Raw genomic sequence first — 17,483 nt, 5'->3', positions numbered from 1 at the left:
AATAGTAAGGCGGGATGTCATGGTAAAGCAGGCTACTCTTCAATCAAATAAACTACCAACGATTGAAGACGCTAAATTTGCGCTTGACAACTTGAATATACAAAACGAAATTAAAGCTTCAGCTAGGCGGGGAGAGGTCGAACCAGCTCTTGATGCTACCAGACTTACTGTACCTACTTGTATTTGTTTAGATTTAGAAGACTTGAAGTGTTTTGAAGCGGTAGAGCGCCAATATGAACGTTGGGGAGTCATTTTTCACAATACTCTAGCAATACAGCCATCAAATCCAGCATTTCCAACCTATTCAGGGCTAATAGTCTTAATGGGAGCGCCCAAAAGCGGATTTTTAGAAGCTACTTTCTTGCGTCCCGTGAACTCGGTTAGCGCCTTTGTGACTAGTTCGCAACGGCTAGTGCTTTCCGCTTACGATCGCGATCGGCAACTACTCGCTCAAACTGCACTACCAGGCTCTAATCTTGCCAATTCCGATTCGGCAATTTCCCCCAATACCTTATTATCTATAAATGTGAATAACATTCACAGCGTTACCTTTTGTACTTTTGATGGGCAATTCACCCTTGATAACTTTCGTTTTTGTCTTTAATTAAGACTTACGTACAAAATGCCCTTGCTCTGAGCGATTGAAAATGGTATGTTAATTGGCGCTGTGCTGTATTAGTCTACTATCTGTCTATAAAATCGGGCATTTTGTGATTTGAGCCTTCATTCTTTCTTCATCCATAGTAAAACTTATACAATAGGTAATTTCATAATCAAGTAGGTAAACACTGTGGCACAGGCTTCGTCTTCTTGGCAGCAATTGATCAACCAAATCCCCAACTGGAACTGGTCGCTTCCAAAATTCAAGACAAAGGGAGCCATAAAGCAGCAAACATTTAAACGTTTCTCTGGCCCTGGGGGCTTTCTTGGGTTCCTGACAATTATCATTGCCATGTTGTTGTGGAACTGGAAACTGCTACTGGCTCTTTTTATCGGCATTGGAGTAATGGTATTGGTTTACTCAATGCAAGAGTGGGACTGGCAATTGCGCTGGTCTAAAATACGTAAGTTCTTAAATAGTTCAAATCGTCGGTTAGTTTTAGCAGTCATCAGTGGCGGTATTGCTACTGTCAGCACTTACATGGCAGCGGCAATATGGGTCGACTCTCACAGTCACTGGATTGCTGCTGGTGCGATCGCGCAAGCTGTAGGAACCCTGTTAACCTTAATTTTATTGGTATGGCAAATTGTCAACTTCTCTGAAAATCGAGAAGAAGACCACCTCGATCGCTTGTTGATGAATTTAACAGAAAAAGATCCATTGAAGCGGTTGATTGCTCTAGGTCAACTAAGTAAATTCATCAGCCGTAAGCGAGTTGACTCTTCAGTGCAGCAAGATATTGTCCAATGCTTGCAACTCCTACTCAGCCGAGAGGAAGAAGTTGTAGTGCGAGAGGCAGCTTTTAAGAGTTTACAAGCCTGCGATCGCCTACAAGTACTACCCCTCAAAACACCAGTACCTTTCGTACCCGTATCATCAAAAGTAAAACATCATGTTTATTAGTTATTTGTCATTTGTCATTTGTCATTTGTCATTTGTCCTTGGTTAAACGACTAGTCCTAATTAATGCCCAATGCCCAATGCCCAATGCCCAATGCCCAATGCTCAATGCCCAACACTTATTTTCGAGACAACGTTCCATTACGAACTTGCACTACCGGATGATTGCACCGCCGTACCAATTGTTCATCGTGGGTGGTGACAATTACCGTAGCCCCAAAGGAATTTAACTTCTGGAGAATCTGGATTACTTGCCAGGAATTATCGGGATCGAGATTTCCAGTAGGTTCATCGGCCAACAGTAGGGGTGGTGTACCAACGATCGCACGGGCAATACTCACCCGTTGCTGTTCTCCCCCAGAAAGTTGATCTGGAAAGCAGTCAGCTTTACTCAGCAAACCTACTAGCTTTAAGGTTGGTTCTAAACGTCGTTGAATTTCTTTACGGGTATACCCTTGAGCTTGCAATACAAAAGTGACATTTTCTGCTACTGTTCGTTGACTAATGAGTTTGTAGTCTTGAAACACAATACCAATTCGTCGCCGCAATAATGACAAGCGATCGCCCCGCAAATCGGCTACATTACATCCATCAACAATTACTTCTCCCTGTGTAGGAAACTCCTGGCCATACAGCAGTTTCAAGAGCGTTGATTTACCAGAACCACTTGGCCCCGTGATAAACAGAAATTCTCCCTTTTTGACCTCAAGGTCAGCATTTAATAAGGCGTGAGTGCCGTTAGCATAAGTCTTGCTTACAGATTGCAATTGTATTTTAGTTGTAGTATTGCTACCGTGCTGTTGAGTTTCACTGTCTTCTCCACGAACGGAAAAGTCTTTCTTAACTTGAGTTGTTAATACTGGCATTGTTAAATTTTCCTCATACCCACAACTAAACAGTTTGACTGCTTAGAGGTGACATTCTCCCCAAAATAAGGATTCCCAGGTTTCGCCTGGGAATTTAAATTTCAACAAAGAAAATTTAAAAATTTTTCAAGACTTTAATACTAACTAAGTAATAACGCCCAGAATTGGGCATAGGGCATAGGGCATAGGGCATAGGGCATAGGGCATAGGGCATTGGGCATTGGGCATTGGGCATGGGGACAGTCTTACACAGAGATAGTATTTGATCTTTTTTTGCGTCGCCACGTCTCCTTATCCCCATGCCCCATGCCCCACTCTTAACTAATTGCACCCTTTGCTGTCAAACGATAAACAAACGCTTTCACAGCAAACGCTGGCAAAGCCAACATCCGCCGCCAGCGCCAAGGTTCTTGATAAAGGCGATACAACCATTCCAAATTATTATTTCCTAACCAGGCGGGAGCGCGAGTTTTAGTTCCCGACCAAATATCAAAACTACCACCAACGCCAATCCAAATTGCTTGGGGACACAAATGGCGGTTTTCGGCAATCCATAACTCTTGACGCGGCACTCCCAAACCAACAAAAATCACTTGTGGCTGCAATTGAGCCAGAGTTTGTCGCAATTGTGCTTCTTCTTCTGGAGAATGGTAGCCTGAGTGAGTGCCGACTATATTCAAATCTGGAATTTGCTGCTGCCAAAAATCTGCCGCATTTGCGGCCACTCCAGGCGCTCCTCCATAGAAAAATATCTTTGTCCCTGTCTTTTGTTGCCCAAGTGCTTGCAAAAGTTTTTCTGCTAATTCAATCCCTGGAAACCGCTGCACTTTTTGCCATAACAGCCATCGTAAATACAGAACAACTCCAGCTCCATCTGGAATCACCAGTTCAGCATTTTTAATCACCTGAGCTAATAATTGATTTCGCTCTGCCTGCATAGTCATTTCTGCATTGAGCGTTACGACATGAGTTCCTCTGCCTGTGTGCAGGCATTCTAACAACCAGCCTGGATAGTCAGCCATCACATGAACTGGTATTCCCAACACTGAAAATGCTTGATTGCCGTTAGACATAGCCTATTCTTAAGTAATACTCACACCAGATTTTGCATGAATGTTAAGTTTATCAAATTTTTTTATATTAGAACTTAGGCAAAAGAGATTCCCCTTTGCCCTGCAACGAGAGTAAGCATAATTAAACTAAATAGACATAATAGTGAACAAGAATGTATATACGCAGCCCTGCTACGTAATATATAAGGGTTTTAGATAACACATAATTAATTTCACTCCTTTGTCTATTAATCTTGGGCGCTTGTACTTGGGCTGAACCAGTCCAACTTTTATTGTTAAAGTGTAATATTCACTCAGTATAAAACGCTCAACTCGCAACTCTGGTTCCGGGAATAGAAGCTCCCACTATACTGCTTGCAGCTAGTGTGGGAGTATGTCACGAAACTCGACTTTATGGTTATAGTGTAACGGGCTGAAGTTGGCTATGAGTAAAATTCGTATCGCTCTGATTGAAGACCATGACCTAACTCGTGTGGGTATTCGTACAGCACTACAGCAAAAGGATGAAATTGAAGTTGTAGGTGAAGCTGCTAATGCTGCTGAGGGTCTAAAAATGTTAAAAATGCTACAACCAGATATTGCCATTGTCGATATTGGTTTACCAGATAAAGATGGCATTGAGTTAACACGGGAGGTAAAATCTACTACTAATGGCCAGCAGCTACTTACAAAAGTGTTAATTTTGACGTTGCGGGATAACAAAGAAGCGGTGTTGGCAGCTTTTGCTGCTGGTGCAGACTCTTACTGTATGAAAGATATCAAATTTGATAATTTGCTGGAAGCAGTACGAGTAACTTACAATGGCAACGCTTGGATCGATCCAGCGATCGCTCGGATTGTATTACAACAAGCGCAACAAAATCCTCAAAAGTTGGAATCGGCTTTGGTCGATTCCAAGACTATTGCTCCTAACCCTGATTCTTTTGAGAATCTGGAAGAAATTCAACCTTACACCCTGACAGAAAGGGAATTGGAAGTGTTACAGTTGATTGTCGAAGGTTGTAGTAATGCAGTAATTGCGGAAAGACTTTACATCACAGTTGGCACTGTAAAAACTCACGTTCGCAATATTTTGAATAAGCTATGTGCCGATGACCGTACCCAAGCAGCAGTCCGCGCCTTGCGTTCTGGGTTAGTTGGATAAATTTAATTTTGGTGTGGATCGATTGAGAATAATCAAGGGAAACTTACAACGCCTGAAAAGTTATATTTTCAAAGTGAATGGCTTCTCTAATTTTCTCTTATTTATTAGGTGGGATAAACATCATGTTATCTCGCCATTCAAATATATAAAAACAAAAGTCAAATATGGCTGAGATTGGTACGGACAAACTTAAGCTCATGGTGGTAGATGATGAGCCAGATAACCTAGATTTACTCTACCGCACTTTTAGGCGAGATTTTCAAGTATATAAAGCCAATCATGCCTTTGGTGCTTTGGAAACCTTGGATCAATTTGGCGAAATGGCGGTAATTATTTCTGACCAAAGAATGCCAGAAATGAATGGGACTGAATTTTTTAGTCGCACCGTAGAGCGCTTTCCAGACACGATTCGGATTTTGTTAACTGGTTTTACTGATGTCGAAGATTTGGTAGATGCGATTAACTCCGGTCAGGTATTCAAGTACATTACCAAACCCTGGAATCCAGAACGGCTGAGAAGTTTAGTTGAGCAAGCTACTGATACATATCGCCTAGTTAAGAAGCGCACCCAAGAATTACGTCGGTCCTTACGGCGAGAATCTTTGTTTAATGCGGTAACAACAGCGATTCGGGAATCTTTAGACTACGATAGTATGCTGCAAAAAATTGTCGCAACTATTGGAGAAACATTTGAAGCTACCAGTTGCTTACTCAAACCAGTAGAGGGCGATCGCCTCACACAAGACGAGTTTTTCTACCGCGATCCGAAATCTGATGTATTAGATTCCTTTTTCGACTCCAGTGTTTTAATCGAAAAAGTGCTGGAAACCCGTCATTATCAACTCGCTCAAGATATATATAACGGTAATCCTGGTCATCACCTAGTTGTGCCACTTAGCTACCATCAGCATTTGTTGGCTGTGCTAACCCTCCATCAATGGGGACGCGATCGCCCTTGGGAAGACGAAGACATCCAACTAATTGCAGGTGTTGCCGAACAAGCAGCCTTAGCTCTTTCCCAAGCAAAACTCTACCAACGCCTCCAAGAAAAGCAACAGCAGATTCACACTGAGTTAGAGGTGGCTCGGCAAATTCAATACAACCTGCTACGCCAAAGTTTACCTGACATTAAAGGTGTGAAGGTACAAGCTTGCTGCTATCCCGCGCGTGAAGTAGGAGGCGATTTTTTTGAAGTTTTTGTCCATCCCAAAGGCGACTTGTGGTTGGCAGTGGGTGACGTTTCTGGCAAGGGCGTCCCAGCAGCTTTATTTATGGCTAGTATTATTTCAGTTTTGCGCCGAGAATTATCTCAAGAGACACCAGCAGAGCCGAATGTGGTTATGCAGAACCTCAACCACGCTCTCAGTGAAGATTTAATTAGCAACAATTATTTTGTCACTCTTGTGTTAGCTTGTTATACCCCTAGCACAAAAGAACTGGTCTACACCAATGCCGGTCATATTTACCCAATATTATGGTCACGCCAAGGTGCTTTAGCCGAAAATCCCAATTACCTGAAAGTTCGCAGCGTTCCTTTGGGGATTTTGCCTAAGTGGCAGGCACAGTCTGGTCGCTTGGTTCTCGCTGCTGGAGACACATTGTTACTAGCCAGCGATGGAATTACAGAAGCAATGGTATCAAATAATCCTGATTCAACAGTAAAAACTGAGGTTGGGGTTGAGTCATTAAACCGTTCGATGCTGAATCAAGATGGTCTTTGGCAACTCTTACAACAAGAGGAACAACCACTTTCTCTTAACCATTTACTAGCTCGCATCCAGGCAGATAATCACGTTCAAGAAGACGATCAAACTATACTTTCACTGGAGATTTTATAAGTCATGAAAAGTGAGCTTCATGTACCAAGCGATTTGAATTTTCTCAATATTGTTGAAAACTGGTTGTTGGGATGTTTGAAAATTCAGCTAGGGGAATCTGTGGATTGGTCGCGGCAATCAAGTCGTTTGAGACTGGCTTTAGTAGAAGCCTATTCTAATGCAGTCCGTCATGCCCACAAGGATCAACCAAATTTACCCATATTACTGCGTTTAGAAGTGAAAGACCGGGATTTTGCCTTAGAAATTTGGGACTACGGCGAAGGCTTTGACATGTCTAACTACTACGCTCCAAACCCGCTGGAAAAGCAAGAAGGTGGTTATGGTTGGCTGATTATGAATCGTCTCATGGATAAAGTAGATTACAAGTTGCAGGTTAATGGTGCCAACTGTCTGAAGTTAGAAGCTACTTTACCTGAATTAGTCCGATAGACAAAAGTTATACCAATTCAAAATTCAAGATGACGCTCGCGAACTCGCTTGCCGCCGACGCTAACAAAATTCATGTATTAAGAAAGCCAGACATAACAAAGGTATGTCCGTATGTATCTATTGCATTCTTTTTTCAAATTGGTATTACTATTTTTCAAGTCATGCATTTATGAAGAAGAATTCAAAATTCAAAACTCAGGAGTTAGGAGAAAGCCATAAATACTGTGTGAGTAGGTGATAAATATTGGTTTCAAATTTTGCTCTTTTTAGTTATTCGCTATTTACTTTTCACGACGTAAAGTAAGTAACTCTTTCGGGGAAGCTAAAAGTTTGATTCTAGTATAAGAAATTTGCCGTTGTTGGTTGAGGATAAATAGCCACAAGACATTGACACTACACCAGGAAGTTTGGGCTTTGCCTGTTACCTGGACTTGGATATCTCCATTTTCTAAAGTCTCGGCTATTCCTGTGTTCGGATAAGCTTTGATGTTTTGACCTTCTTGTTTTAAGTAGGCTGCGATCGCATCTGTCCCGACAATATCAGATTCAAATGGCGGACGCATCACACCATCTATCGCAAATAAGGCAGCAGTTGCCTCAAATTCTCCTGCATTTAAGGTTTCAAAATAACGCAGTACACTTGGTTCTGTAATTCCTTCAATCTGAAATTCTTCTTTAAACTGCGCTGGCGATATAAATTCAGCAGAGGTCATAAAATTACCTGTATTATGGTATCTGAATATTAATTTCAATACAAAAATAAGTAAAAAAAAAGCCGCTATTGAAATAGATTGCTACATATTAATAAATCTTCCTAACGATGGAAGTTTTGAACTACTATGCAGTTTAAGACAGGCTACATATGAGCATTTAATAAATCTTAATTAAAGGTAATAGCTAGATCATATATAATTAAAACGCCTTTATTTGGGCAAAATCCAGATAAAAAAAATGAATCAGTATTCTGTAACGAGCAGCAGTCTGGTGAAAGAAAAAGCCAGCGAGTTGGGCTTTCACAAAGTTGGAATTACTGCTGTAGATCGGGTAAATGCCACAGAAGCGCAGAGGTTGCAAGCATGGATTGAACTAGGTTATCACGCTGATATGAAATGGATGGCTAATCCAAAGCGTCAGGATATCCGCTTAGTGATGCCAGAGGTGCGATCGCTAGTGTGTGTAGCGCTGAATTACTACACACCACATCAACGTCCTGAAAGTGAGGAGTACGCCAAAATTTCCCGTTATGGTTGGGGAAGGGATTATCACAAGGTGATGCATAGAAAACTCAAGCAGCTATCTATATGGCTAAAATCACTCGATCCAGGCGTATTGGCTCTTTATTATGCAGATACTGGCCCGGTGCAAGATAAAGTGTTGGCTCAACTTGCCGGAATTGGTTGGATTGCCAAGAATGGTAATGTGATTACACCAGAATATGGCTCTTGGGTATTTTTGGGAGAAGTGTTGACCAATTTAGAATTAGAGAGCGATCGCCCACACACAGAACACTGCGGTACCTGTACTCGTTGTCTTCAGGCTTGTCCCACAGGTGCAATTACTCAGCCTTTTGTTGTCGATGCTAATCGCTGCATTGCTTATCATACCATTGAAAATCGGGACAAAGAATTGCCACAAGCGATCGCACCTCATTTGCAAGGCTGGGTTGCTGGTTGCGATATTTGCCAAGATGTTTGTCCTTGGAATCAACGTTTTGCCCAAACAACTGATATTGAAGAGTTTCAGCCAAATCCAGTGAATATTGCTCCCCACCTGCTAGAATTAGCCCAAATCTCAGATCGGGAGTGGGATAAACGATTTCCAGCATCTGCCTTGCGGCGGATTAAGCCAGAAATGTTACGACGCAACGCCCTAGCTAATCTTGACGCATCCAAGCAGAAGAATGACCCAGAAAGTAATTATTTTTGATTTTGATGGCACAATTGCTGATACAGTAGATGCCCTTGTAAGTATTGCTAATCGTTTAGCTATAGACTTTGGTTATAAACAAATAAGCCCAGAACAATTAGCCTTTCTCAAAGGCTTAACATCTAGGGAAATCATTAAGTACTCAGGAGTTTCTCTATTTAAGATCCCTTTTCTAGTTAAACAAGTTAAAGGGGAATTAAAAAATAAAATACCAGAATTAAAGCCAATTCTGGGTATTAAGGAAGCATTAACAGAACTCCAAAATCAAGGATATAAACTGGGTATTATCACTTCTAATTCTAAAGAAAATGTTACGCAATTCCTCACAATCAATGATTTAAATCACCTATTTGATTTTATCTACTCAGGAATTACAATTTTTGGCAAGACAACTATTATAAATAATGTCTTGAGGCAAAAGCAACTCAAACCTCAAGAGGTTATTTATGTTGGAGATGAAACCAGAGATATAGAAGCATCAAAAAAAGCAAATATCCAAGTTATTGCAGTCACTTGGGGCTTTAATTCACCGGAAGTACTAGCCAAGCAAAATCCAGATTATCTAATTCAGCAACCTAGCGAACTACTAGAAGTGATGAACAGTCGTTAAATAGTCAAAAATCGATAGTGATAATTTTAAAAATTGACAATTGAGCAAAAAAGTAGAGTGGGCAATGTCTCCCAATGGCGATAGTTTCAATTCTTTTATTTTGTGACATTGCCCATCTTACAAAATAGCAAGATATCACGAAAAACTAATTTTTCCGTTCACCCTTTTCCAAAGCTTGTTCTACTAAATCATCACTAACATTAGTTACACCCTCAGCCGGAGAATTGCCAACTTCCTTTGCTGATTCTAGAAAATCATCAGGATTACCAGTTGACTGCGTTTGAGTTTTTGTTTGTTGTGGCTGAGAGGTTTTCTGGTTAGGTGCAGTGGCTGCTTCGGCTGCTGCTGCACCTTTACCTGTGCGGTCAACTTCACTCACGCTGAATTTTTGTGCAGCTGCATAATCAGCATCAAAATCCACCGTTGGCGCTTCTTCTTCACCACTAGCTATGCTATCAGCAGCTAATTGGGCATCCTGGGTGGAAGCTTCATTTAAATTTGGCTTCACTTCTTCATCAGGCATAATTAAAACCTTAGGTAAATTTTTTATTGCTGGGAAAATTATAGCAAAGTAATGTGCTGCTTCATCGCTTCTTGGGGGAGACTTTTACCTCTATTAAAAGGTAGATTAAATCGACAATTTTTAATTAATTTAACTCTTTCTATTGGTAGTAGAATCTGATGCTTAAATTTTGGTAACCCTTAGTTTGGCCTGTAAAATTTCTTTGGAAACAAATTTATGACTGCAAGTTACGATAAAAATATTTCTCAAGCCCAGAGCAATGAAACTCAAAACTTGGTAGATGCGTTTAACGCCTTAGACACCGATGCTAAACTAGCCTGGTTCTATTTAGTTTATAAAAAAATGGGTGACTCTGTGACTCCAGCCGCTCCTGCTGCTGCTGAACCAGAACTATCACCAATTTTATCAGAAGACTATTTTAAGTTGTCAGATGAGGAGCAACTGGCAATTATGCGGGATATAGTCAACCGTAAGGACACAGAGTATTCCCGTGCTTATGGGGCAATAAAAGAGAACAATCAACTGTTAGTTTGGTATGCTTGGGCGGTAGCTATGGGAGATAAGGTGGTTGATTTGCCAAGCACCTACCAGCCAACTAAAGAAATTAATGATTTGCTTTCGCAAATTGAAAAATTAGAATTTGAAGAGCAAATTTCAGTGTTTCGGACAATATCTGGTGAATTGGGTTACACCGATGTTAAGCCGATCGCAACGCAAGCAGAAACTGGAAAAACGTCAAGTTTGTAATCAGCTTTGGCGATTAGAAATCGCGGTTACACAAACTAAAGTCCGCACAGGCGGACTTTAAGAACCTACGAGACAGCTAACTGACTCAAGTCGGCTGGGGTAAGGTTGGAGTGTACTACTTGACCATCACGGAACCAAACGATGCGCTGGGTTTGACGGGCAACTTCTGGTTCATGAGTTACCATGACAACTGTAATTCCACTGGCATTGAGTTCGCCAAAAATATCTAAAACTTCTTGGGTTGTGCGCGAATCAAGTGCGCCTGTGGGTTCATCGGCAAGGAGTACTACGGGACGATTGACGATCGCCCGCGCGATCGCTACTCTTTGTTGTTGTCCACCAGATAGTTGAGTTGGTTTGTTGTTGAGGCGATTTGCTAAACCAACTCGCGTCAAGGCTTCTGTTGCGCGATCGCTTCTTTCTTTCGGATTCACACTAGCATAGACCATTGGCAACATCACATTTTCTAATGCTGTGAGTTGGGGTAATAAATGGAATTGTTGGAAGACAAACCCCAGCTTTTTATTACGGATGTGTGCCAGAGATTTATCATCCATTTGTGCCACATCAATATTATCTAAGTAATAATGTCCACCTGTGGGTCTGTCTAGACAGCCGATAATATTCATAGCTGTGGATTTACCTGAACCAGATGGCCCCATAATTGAACAATATTCGCCTTCGTTGATAGTTAAATTAACATCGTTAAGTGCTTTTACTTCAGTTTCGCCACTGCCATATACTTTAAAGATATTCTCCAAACGAATAATTGTTGATTTTGGGACGGGATTAGGAACTAGAGAATCGGTAATTGAAATAGTGTTTGCCATAAGGATTTAGTTATTAGGTGGTAGAGACGCAATTATAGCGATCGCTCAATTAGACTATAAGAAGCAGAAAAATTCTTCCTAGCTCTTGCTGTGATAACTCTGTAAGGTGATGTATTAGAGCAAATAAAAGCTAACTATTATCTAGCATACTGAAGGGGGTGGTTGTAGTGTTGTCATGTTTTAACGTAGCAGATTACTTTATCTGGTTAGCAAATGAAACAGGCTCTTTTATCAGTAATCTAAAGCTGCAAAAGCTTGTGTACTACGCTCAGGCTTGGCATCTTGCACTCAATGACACTCCTCTATTCCCAGAGGATTTTCAAGCCTGGATACATGGCCCTGTGATACCTGCGTTGTACCAGAAGTATAGGCTTTTTGGATGGCAACCAATTTTAGAAGATGTTAACCCAGAATTACCCCAAGAGGTTCAAGAGTTTCTAGATGAGGTTGCACACGAATACTTTGCTTGTGATGGTTATGAACTAGAGCAGATGACTCATGCCGAGACACCCTGGAATTTGGCTAGAGGAAATCTACCACTTGATGAAGCTTCCAACGAAGTTATTCAGAAACAGTGGATGAAGGAGTATTACGGATCTCGTGTCGAAGAAAAGGATTAAGAAGACTGAGATTGCCAAAGACGGCACATCAGGTATTAGAGCAACAAAGCTGAAGCCAACTCAAGGCATCAGCTTTTCGTTTAAATATTATCAGGACAGTAACAGCAAATTTTCTTGTAGCCAAAAAGAAATAATCTACTGGCTGACCTTGCTTGATCGGTTAAAAGCTCTATCTAGCCTAACGGCTCAAGAGTTGTTAGTAAATCGTAGCAGTACGCTCAGGTGTCATCCCATCAAGTGGGAAGATACCAGCGAGAGGGCATTTGGTTTGCCAAATGAAGAACAATTAGTTGACATACCATATCAGTTTTCCATCTCCTCAAATGAACATGGTAGGGTTCATGGGTTCTTTATTGACGAGATTTTCTACATTGTTTGGCTAGATCCAGATCATCTGCTGTACCCTGCAAAAAATTAAGGAATCATTGCTACCTTAATTACTTTACGCGCCTTCATATCAGAAAATACCTGTTCTAAATCTTTTAATGGTCGTTGTTCGCTAATAAGTAACTCAAAGGGAATTTTGCGACTAGCTATGAGTGCAAGGGCCGATCGCACATACTCTGGTGTATTATGAAACACGCCTTTGAGGGTAAGTTCGCTATAGTGTAGCTGTTCAGTACTGACGGTAATGCTGGTATCCCGTGGACATCCACCGAATAAGTTGACTGTTGCACCAGGACGGGCGCAAGCGATCGCAGTTTCCCAAACACTTGGGACACCAGTAGCTTCAATTACTACATCTGCGCCCCATCCTTGGGTCAGTTCTTTCACTACACTGGGAATATCCGGGATTTGATGATAATTAAAGGTCTGGGTTGCACCCAATTTCTGACCAATTTCTAGTCTGTGGTTATTACCTCCCCACAGCAAAACCTCAGTTGTCTCACTCAACGCCGCCACAAACATCAGCCCGATTGCCCCATCTCCCAACACGACGACTTTATCTTTGGGCTTAATATTAGAACGCGCTACACCATGCAATACACAAGCCAAAGGTTCCGTCATGGCTGCCAATTCCCACGGCAACTCATCGGAAATCTGCAACAAATTATGTTCTACTATCGGTGCGGGAATTTTCAAGTATTGGGCAAAAGTCCCATTATTCCAGGTCAAATTTGGACATAAAGAATATTCTTTGCGTTGACAAAAAAAGCAATTCATGCATGGAGCAGAATTATTAGCGACGATGCGATCGCCTACTTGCCAATTTGTCACTCCTGCACCCATAGCAACAATTCGCCCAGCCGCTTCGTGACCAAACAGGGTTGGCGGTATCAGCATCCTGGCATGACCACCACGCCGCCAGACTTTCAAATCTGTACCGCAAGTTGTTGCAGCCCCCACTTGGATTACAACCTCTCCAGCCGCCGGAGTAGGGTCAGAAACTTCCTCTAGGCGTAAATCTTCTTGACCATAAAGTAACGCTGCTAACAAAACTTTAAACCTATTAATTAGCTCCATCCGATTTTACCAGTTGGCGCTTATTGATAGGTTTAAACGAAATCAGTATTGATTTTTAGTAGGTTTTATATATTGATTGAAAAACTAGGTATTCACCGCTGGCTGGGGAACCACACCGGTGTTCCGGGTTTCCACATTAGGCAGGCGAGTAGCAGTTAACAGCGGTACTTCTTGTCGGCACGATAGGCAAAACCAATATAGTTCACCATGACGGGCATGACGCAGGAGGGAACCACCACAGCATGGGCAAGTGTTAGCTCTCGTACTCATACCAATGTCCTCCTTAAAAAAATTGTTGTTTTAAACTAAGTCAAAAAAGCAGTTGATTAAAACTGAATGTTAGCTGCATGAATGCGGCCATTCGATTCTATGCGGTCTTTTATAATTTGTCTGTAAACAGCTTCATATCCGTTAACCATTTGGCTAACGCTAAAGTTGTTTTCTACGTGTTTTCGACAGGTTTGACGATTGAGTTCCAATGCTAGTGGAATCACTGCTGCCATTTCTGCGTAGCTATTGCAGATAAAACCTGTTTTACCGTGGGCAATAACTTCAGGTACGGAGCCGAAATTCATGGCAATTACTGGCGTACCAACTGCCATTGATTCAATCATTACTAAGCCAAAAGGTTCTTGCCAGCTGATGGGGAAAAGAGTTATCGCAGCATTACCCAGAAGTTCAGTTTTTTGGGCGTGGTTAATTTCACCGAGATATTCGATTTGCTCACCATCTATATGAGGGACAATCTCTTGTTCAAAAAACTCCGAGTTTTCTGCATCCACCTTTCCTGCCATCTTCAAGCGCCAACCACTTTGTTTAGCAATGGCGATCGCATGGTGCGGGCCTTTATCTGGCGAAAAACGGCCTAAAAATGCTAAATATGGAGGTTCTAAGGGTTGAGCTACAAATGGGTAATCTGCTAGCTCAATTCCGTTATAAACCGTGCCAACATAATTAAGGTCAATTTGACGCTGCGAATTACTAATGCTGATGTATGGTTGCTTTTGGTAGTAGCTAAATGCGTGACGGTTGTCAGTTGTAAAATTATTGTGCAGGGTGTGGACTGTAGCAGTTGCTGTTATCAAACTCGCTAAAGGTAACGCCGAAATCCCTACATGAGAATGGATGATATCGAATTGCTCGGCACGCTGGTAAACTTGGCTTAGTTCTAGCATTTCGTACACTGCATACTCTTTCACATTTTGGTCTAAGCGTAATGCACGTGGATAAACTGCTTCTAAGTTAGCCAAAGTTTGAGAATCACCAGAGGCAAATAAAGTTACCTCATGACCGCGACGAACAAGTTCATCAGTCAAGCGACTCACTACCAATTCTATTCCTCCATAATTAGGAGGTGGAACCCTTTCCCATAAGGGGGCAACTTGAGCGATTTTCATAAGTTTTTCTGGTTCAGTCGATGAAATTGTCCTCAATAATGAGCTAGATCATTATTTTATGAGTAAAGAGCATTTGTACTTACTCTTTTGACATTTAAATTAACCTTACAGGCTATCAATAGCGCAATAAAGGTTAACCGTACCGCAAATTTTCTGCCAACAAATCTAACTGACTATCGGCAAAAGTCAACTCTGAGCTACACTTCTAACCGTATAGCTAACCTATTATTTGTTGCATCTGTCTTGGGGATCATAAAGAGGTAGAATGTTTTGTAGCAGAACTTACAAAATTGAATATTTAGTAGTTGACAATACTAAAATATTCAATGGGATCAAGCCATTAAAGCTTCATTTAAAGGTAATTGGGAAAAATAACAGAAAATATAAATATTAAGTAATTGTACAATAATTACATAATTTGTAATTAGTAATTTACAAAAATTCTGATATTAACTAATGAAAATCGCTACTTGGAACGTCAACTCAATTCGCACTCGCCTGGAACAGGTTATCGATTGGTTAACCCTAAATCCTGTTGATGTTCTCTGCTTGCAAGAAACCAAAGTTGTGGATGCTGAATTTCCGCGATCGCCTTTTGAGCAGTTAGGGTATAACCTTTATATGTCAGGGCAAAAATCTTATAACGGCGTAGCCCTGATTAGCCGCCAGCCACTTCTAAATGTCAGTAGCGGGTTTAGGGCGATTTTGCCAGATTTACATCACGAATGGGACGAGCAAAAGCGCGTGATTACAGGTGTAATTGATGGCGTGCGGATTGTAAACTTATATGTTCCTAATGGCGCAGCAGTAGGAACGGAGAAATACGAATACAAACTGCGTTGGTTAACAGCGTTACACGAGTATTTGCGATTGCTGGTGTTGTCAGAATCCGCAATTTGTGTGTGCGGCGACTTCAATATCGCCTTGGAAGATAAGGATATTCACGAGCAAGTGAGTACAGAAAATCACATTATGGCAACAGAAACAGAGCGCCAAGCTTTACGGGATATTCTGAAATTGGGATTTGCCGATGCTTTTCGCAAATTCACCACAGAGGGTGGAAATTATAGTTGGTGGGATTATCGCTCCGCCGCTTTTCGTCGTAACTTAGGTTGGCGAATTGACCACCACTATCTGACACCCGTGCTATATGAGCGTGCTACAAGTTGCATTATTGATGTCGCACCCAGAAAGTTAACCCAACCTAGCGACCATGTGCCGGTAATTGTGGAATTTTAAATTGGGGATTGGGGATTGGGGATTGGGGAAAAACTTGCTGCAACTTCTTCTATACTCCCTTATCCCTCATCTTCATGCCCGATGCCCCATGCCCTATACCCAATTAATCAATCAATTTAACGGCTGATATATATCCTCAGAACTGGGATTGAGATAAGGACGCTGCAAATCTATTAGATGCCGCGCAAAGTGTTGGTCAATCGTCCTCATCCGCTCCTCCATTGCATTTTTACCTTTTTGCCAAGCTTCCAACAAAGCATTAGCGACGATTTGGCAACGGTTCATCCCAAAACTTTCTTGTGCTGCAAATTTTTGGGTTGGTTCCTCAGCTAAACCTAACCCTGGAGCTAAAAATTTGGTAAACAAAGGAATTTCGGGCTGGAAATGAAATTGATTTTCGATATAAACAGTCTGAAGGATTTTGCGGATTGCTGGATAGTCGGGGAGTTCAAAGTAAAGTAGCCCCGAATCATAGCGTCCGTATGCAGAGGGGTTGTGGAGAACTTGAAAGCTAAAGGGAATCGAGGCTGCATTTAGTTGCAGCGTCAAGCTTTCCATGAGAGCGATCGCACCAGATGCCGTAAAGTTAAAGTAGATTCGTCCTGCTCCTAAATCGGCGTCTGGGTTGCTTTGCCGTTCCTGTCCAACATTGCTAACTGCTAAGTAACAGCCATTTTGCAGTCGATTTTTGGGCATCCAGATTGCTACCATATCACCCACTTTGGTAGATTTCTTACTGGATTCTAGATGACAATCTGGCTCAACATAAAGTGTTAAACCGCCTTTAGTCACAGCCATAGTCCCATCAGGTTCTTTCCGCAACACCTGCCATCGAGGGTCAAAGTAACCTATGCCGTGATTACTGGCGTGCAGTTGCTCGTAAAAGTCCCAATCAATCTCCAAAATAGAATTATCTGCTAAATTATGCTTTTGCGGTTGATTAGTATTATCAGTATTGACTGCCAAAGTACTTTGCAGGGAGCCATTGTAATAGATTCCGTAGAGAAAATTTCGCAGCAGGAGAGTAAGATACTTCTGTTGTAAATCTACGGAATTTTGCTGAAATCTATCGGCTATTTTAGTCGGCAGAGCGAAGGGTTGATAATTGGGATGGTAAATACAAAAATTAGACTCAATCTGGATATTCTGAGCAATATCAAATAGAGAACTTAGCGATTGATTGATAGAGGAATTTAGCATTAATCCATTCAGAAAT

Annotated in this window: 20 protein-coding genes; 11 read left to right on the top strand and 9 right to left on the bottom strand. The window is 41.5% G+C overall.

The window, feature by feature from the left end:
- The first annotated feature begins 19 nt into the window (after positions 1-19).
- Positions 20-604: a hypothetical protein gene (locus RM049_RS06420; RefSeq protein ID WP_322703569.1), complete on the top strand. Its 585-nt coding sequence runs from the start codon at positions 20-22 to the stop codon at positions 602-604.
- A gap of 186 nt (positions 605-790) precedes the next feature.
- On the top strand, positions 791-1,564 hold the full coding sequence (locus tag RM049_RS06415; protein ID WP_322700745.1) for an armadillo-type fold-containing protein: 774 nt from the start codon (positions 791-793) through the stop codon (positions 1,562-1,564).
- 116 nt (positions 1,565-1,680) lie between these two features.
- On the opposite strand, the gene ftsE is transcribed toward RM049_RS06415, so the two are convergent.
- The gene (ftsE, locus tag RM049_RS06410; protein ID WP_322703568.1) at positions 1,681-2,427 is read right to left on the bottom strand and encodes a cell division ATP-binding protein FtsE; all 747 of its coding nucleotides are present in this window, start codon (positions 2,425-2,427) and stop codon (positions 1,681-1,683) included.
- 317 nt (positions 2,428-2,744) lie between these two features.
- A complete protein-coding gene (locus RM049_RS06405) occupies positions 2,745-3,500 on the bottom strand; it encodes a WecB/TagA/CpsF family glycosyltransferase (RefSeq protein ID WP_322674844.1) in 756 nt (251 codons plus the stop codon).
- A gap of 424 nt (positions 3,501-3,924) precedes the next feature.
- Here RM049_RS06405 and RM049_RS06400 point away from each other — a divergent pair, with 424 nt between their 5' ends.
- The 3 genes from RM049_RS06400 to RM049_RS06390 all read left to right on the top strand — a co-directional run bounded on the left by RM049_RS06400 (position 3,925) and on the right by RM049_RS06390 (position 6,911).
- A complete protein-coding gene (locus tag RM049_RS06400) occupies positions 3,925-4,644 on the top strand; it encodes a response regulator transcription factor (protein ID WP_322674845.1) in 720 nt (239 codons plus the stop codon).
- Positions 4,645-4,808: 164 nt separating this feature from the next.
- The gene (locus tag RM049_RS06395; protein WP_322683687.1) at positions 4,809-6,482 is read left to right on the top strand and encodes a SpoIIE family protein phosphatase; all 1,674 of its coding nucleotides are present in this window, start codon (positions 4,809-4,811) and stop codon (positions 6,480-6,482) included.
- 3 nt (positions 6,483-6,485) lie between these two features.
- Positions 6,486-6,911, top strand: a complete 426-nt coding sequence (locus RM049_RS06390) for an anti-sigma regulatory factor (RefSeq protein ID WP_322674847.1) — start codon at positions 6,486-6,488, stop codon at positions 6,909-6,911.
- Between the two features lie 281 nt (positions 6,912-7,192).
- On the opposite strand, the gene RM049_RS06385 is transcribed toward RM049_RS06390, so the two are convergent.
- Complete coding sequence (locus RM049_RS06385) at positions 7,193-7,624, bottom strand: ketosteroid isomerase family protein (protein WP_322674848.1); 432 nt, start codon at positions 7,622-7,624, stop codon at positions 7,193-7,195.
- 238 nt (positions 7,625-7,862) lie between these two features.
- Here RM049_RS06385 and queG point away from each other — a divergent pair, with 238 nt between their 5' ends.
- Both queG and RM049_RS06375 read left to right on the top strand, forming a co-directional pair.
- The gene (gene queG, locus RM049_RS06380; RefSeq protein ID WP_322700748.1) at positions 7,863-8,837 is read left to right on the top strand and encodes a tRNA epoxyqueuosine(34) reductase QueG; all 975 of its coding nucleotides are present in this window, start codon (positions 7,863-7,865) and stop codon (positions 8,835-8,837) included.
- Complete coding sequence (locus RM049_RS06375; protein WP_322674850.1) at positions 8,812-9,447, top strand: HAD-IA family hydrolase; 636 nt, start codon at positions 8,812-8,814, stop codon at positions 9,445-9,447. The genes queG and RM049_RS06375 overlap by 26 nt, the downstream gene beginning before the upstream one ends.
- Positions 9,448-9,592: 145 nt before the next feature.
- Here RM049_RS06375 and RM049_RS06370 read toward each other — a convergent pair whose 3' ends face one another.
- A complete protein-coding gene (locus RM049_RS06370) occupies positions 9,593-9,970 on the bottom strand; it encodes a hypothetical protein (protein WP_322674851.1) in 378 nt (125 codons plus the stop codon).
- 216 nt (positions 9,971-10,186) lie between these two features.
- Here RM049_RS06370 and RM049_RS06365 point away from each other — a divergent pair, with 216 nt between their 5' ends.
- A complete protein-coding gene (locus RM049_RS06365; protein WP_322674852.1) occupies positions 10,187-10,717 on the top strand; it encodes an orange carotenoid protein N-terminal domain-containing protein in 531 nt (176 codons plus the stop codon).
- Between the two features lie 65 nt (positions 10,718-10,782).
- Here the strand turns inward: RM049_RS06365 and RM049_RS06360 are convergent, their stop codons facing one another.
- Positions 10,783-11,547, bottom strand: a complete 765-nt coding sequence (locus RM049_RS06360; RefSeq protein WP_322703567.1) for an ABC transporter ATP-binding protein — start codon at positions 11,545-11,547, stop codon at positions 10,783-10,785.
- Positions 11,548-11,714: 167 nt separating this feature from the next.
- Between RM049_RS06360 and RM049_RS06355 the strand changes: the two genes are divergently transcribed.
- Together RM049_RS06355 and RM049_RS06350 are read left to right on the top strand one after the other, a co-directional pair.
- Positions 11,715-12,167 (top strand): Panacea domain-containing protein, encoded by a 453-nt coding sequence (locus tag RM049_RS06355; RefSeq protein ID WP_322674854.1) that lies wholly within the window; start codon positions 11,715-11,717, stop codon positions 12,165-12,167.
- The gene (locus RM049_RS06350) at positions 12,148-12,585 is read left to right on the top strand and encodes a hypothetical protein (protein ID WP_322674855.1); all 438 of its coding nucleotides are present in this window, start codon (positions 12,148-12,150) and stop codon (positions 12,583-12,585) included. Before RM049_RS06355 ends, RM049_RS06350 begins: the two co-directional genes overlap by 20 nt.
- Here the strand turns inward: RM049_RS06350 and RM049_RS06345 are convergent.
- From RM049_RS06345 to RM049_RS06335, 3 genes are all read right to left on the bottom strand, one after another.
- A complete protein-coding gene (locus RM049_RS06345) occupies positions 12,582-13,604 on the bottom strand; it encodes a zinc-dependent alcohol dehydrogenase (RefSeq protein WP_322703566.1) in 1,023 nt (340 codons plus the stop codon). The two genes, RM049_RS06350 and RM049_RS06345, sit on opposite strands and share 4 nt — an antisense overlap.
- A gap of 111 nt (positions 13,605-13,715) precedes the next feature.
- On the bottom strand, positions 13,716-13,901 hold the full coding sequence (locus RM049_RS06340; protein WP_104909358.1) for a hypothetical protein: 186 nt from the start codon (positions 13,899-13,901) through the stop codon (positions 13,716-13,718).
- A gap of 56 nt (positions 13,902-13,957) precedes the next feature.
- On the bottom strand, positions 13,958-15,028 hold the full coding sequence (locus RM049_RS06335) for a glycosyltransferase family 4 protein (protein WP_322674856.1): 1,071 nt from the start codon (positions 15,026-15,028) through the stop codon (positions 13,958-13,960).
- A 456-nt stretch (positions 15,029-15,484) separates the two neighbouring features.
- Between RM049_RS06335 and xth the strand changes: the two genes are divergently transcribed.
- Complete coding sequence (gene xth, locus RM049_RS06330) at positions 15,485-16,267, top strand: exodeoxyribonuclease III (protein WP_322674857.1); 783 nt, start codon at positions 15,485-15,487, stop codon at positions 16,265-16,267.
- Positions 16,268-16,378: 111 nt separating this feature from the next.
- On the opposite strand, the gene RM049_RS06325 is transcribed toward xth, so the two are convergent.
- The gene (locus RM049_RS06325; protein WP_322703565.1) at positions 16,379-17,467 is read right to left on the bottom strand and encodes a T3SS effector HopA1 family protein; all 1,089 of its coding nucleotides are present in this window, start codon (positions 17,465-17,467) and stop codon (positions 16,379-16,381) included.
- Between the last annotated feature and the right edge of the window lie 16 nt (positions 17,468-17,483).

Origin of the sequence: Nostoc sp. DedQUE04, assembly GCF_034530995.1 — a bacterium.
GTDB lineage: Bacteria > Cyanobacteriota > Cyanobacteriia > Cyanobacteriales > Nostocaceae > Nostoc.
The sequence above is the reverse complement of the archived record's forward strand: the minus strand, read 5'-3'. Positions and strand labels throughout refer to the sequence as shown.

Bases quoted from the DNA above. Each gene is read 5' to 3' on its own strand.
- RM049_RS06420 (WP_322703569.1), top strand. From the start codon at position 20: ATGGTAAAGCAGGCTACTCTTCAATCAAATAAACTACCAACGATTGAA.
- ftsE (WP_322703568.1), bottom strand. From the start codon at position 2,427: ATGCCAGTATTAACAACTCAAGTTAAGAAAGACTTTTCCGTTCGTGGA.
- RM049_RS06405 (WP_322674844.1), bottom strand. From the start codon at position 3,500: ATGTCTAACGGCAATCAAGCATTTTCAGTGTTGGGAATACCAGTTCAT.
- RM049_RS06400 (WP_322674845.1), top strand. From the start codon at position 3,925: ATGAGTAAAATTCGTATCGCTCTGATTGAAGACCATGACCTAACTCGT.
- RM049_RS06395 (WP_322683687.1), top strand. From the start codon at position 4,809: ATGGCTGAGATTGGTACGGACAAACTTAAGCTCATGGTGGTAGATGAT.
- RM049_RS06390 (WP_322674847.1), top strand. From the start codon at position 6,486: ATGAAAAGTGAGCTTCATGTACCAAGCGATTTGAATTTTCTCAATATT.
- RM049_RS06385 (WP_322674848.1), bottom strand. From the start codon at position 7,624: ATGACCTCTGCTGAATTTATATCGCCAGCGCAGTTTAAAGAAGAATTT.
- queG (WP_322700748.1), top strand. From the start codon at position 7,863: ATGAATCAGTATTCTGTAACGAGCAGCAGTCTGGTGAAAGAAAAAGCC.
- RM049_RS06375 (WP_322674850.1), top strand. From the start codon at position 8,812: ATGACCCAGAAAGTAATTATTTTTGATTTTGATGGCACAATTGCTGAT.
- RM049_RS06370 (WP_322674851.1), bottom strand. From the start codon at position 9,970: ATGCCTGATGAAGAAGTGAAGCCAAATTTAAATGAAGCTTCCACCCAG.
- RM049_RS06365 (WP_322674852.1), top strand. From the start codon at position 10,187: ATGACTGCAAGTTACGATAAAAATATTTCTCAAGCCCAGAGCAATGAA.
- RM049_RS06360 (WP_322703567.1), bottom strand. From the start codon at position 11,547: ATGGCAAACACTATTTCAATTACCGATTCTCTAGTTCCTAATCCCGTC.
- RM049_RS06340 (WP_104909358.1), bottom strand. From the start codon at position 13,901: ATGAGTACGAGAGCTAACACTTGCCCATGCTGTGGTGGTTCCCTCCTG.
- RM049_RS06335 (WP_322674856.1), bottom strand. From the start codon at position 15,028: ATGAAAATCGCTCAAGTTGCCCCCTTATGGGAAAGGGTTCCACCTCCT.
- xth (WP_322674857.1), top strand. From the start codon at position 15,485: ATGAAAATCGCTACTTGGAACGTCAACTCAATTCGCACTCGCCTGGAA.
- RM049_RS06325 (WP_322703565.1), bottom strand. From the start codon at position 17,467: ATGCTAAATTCCTCTATCAATCAATCGCTAAGTTCTCTATTTGATATT.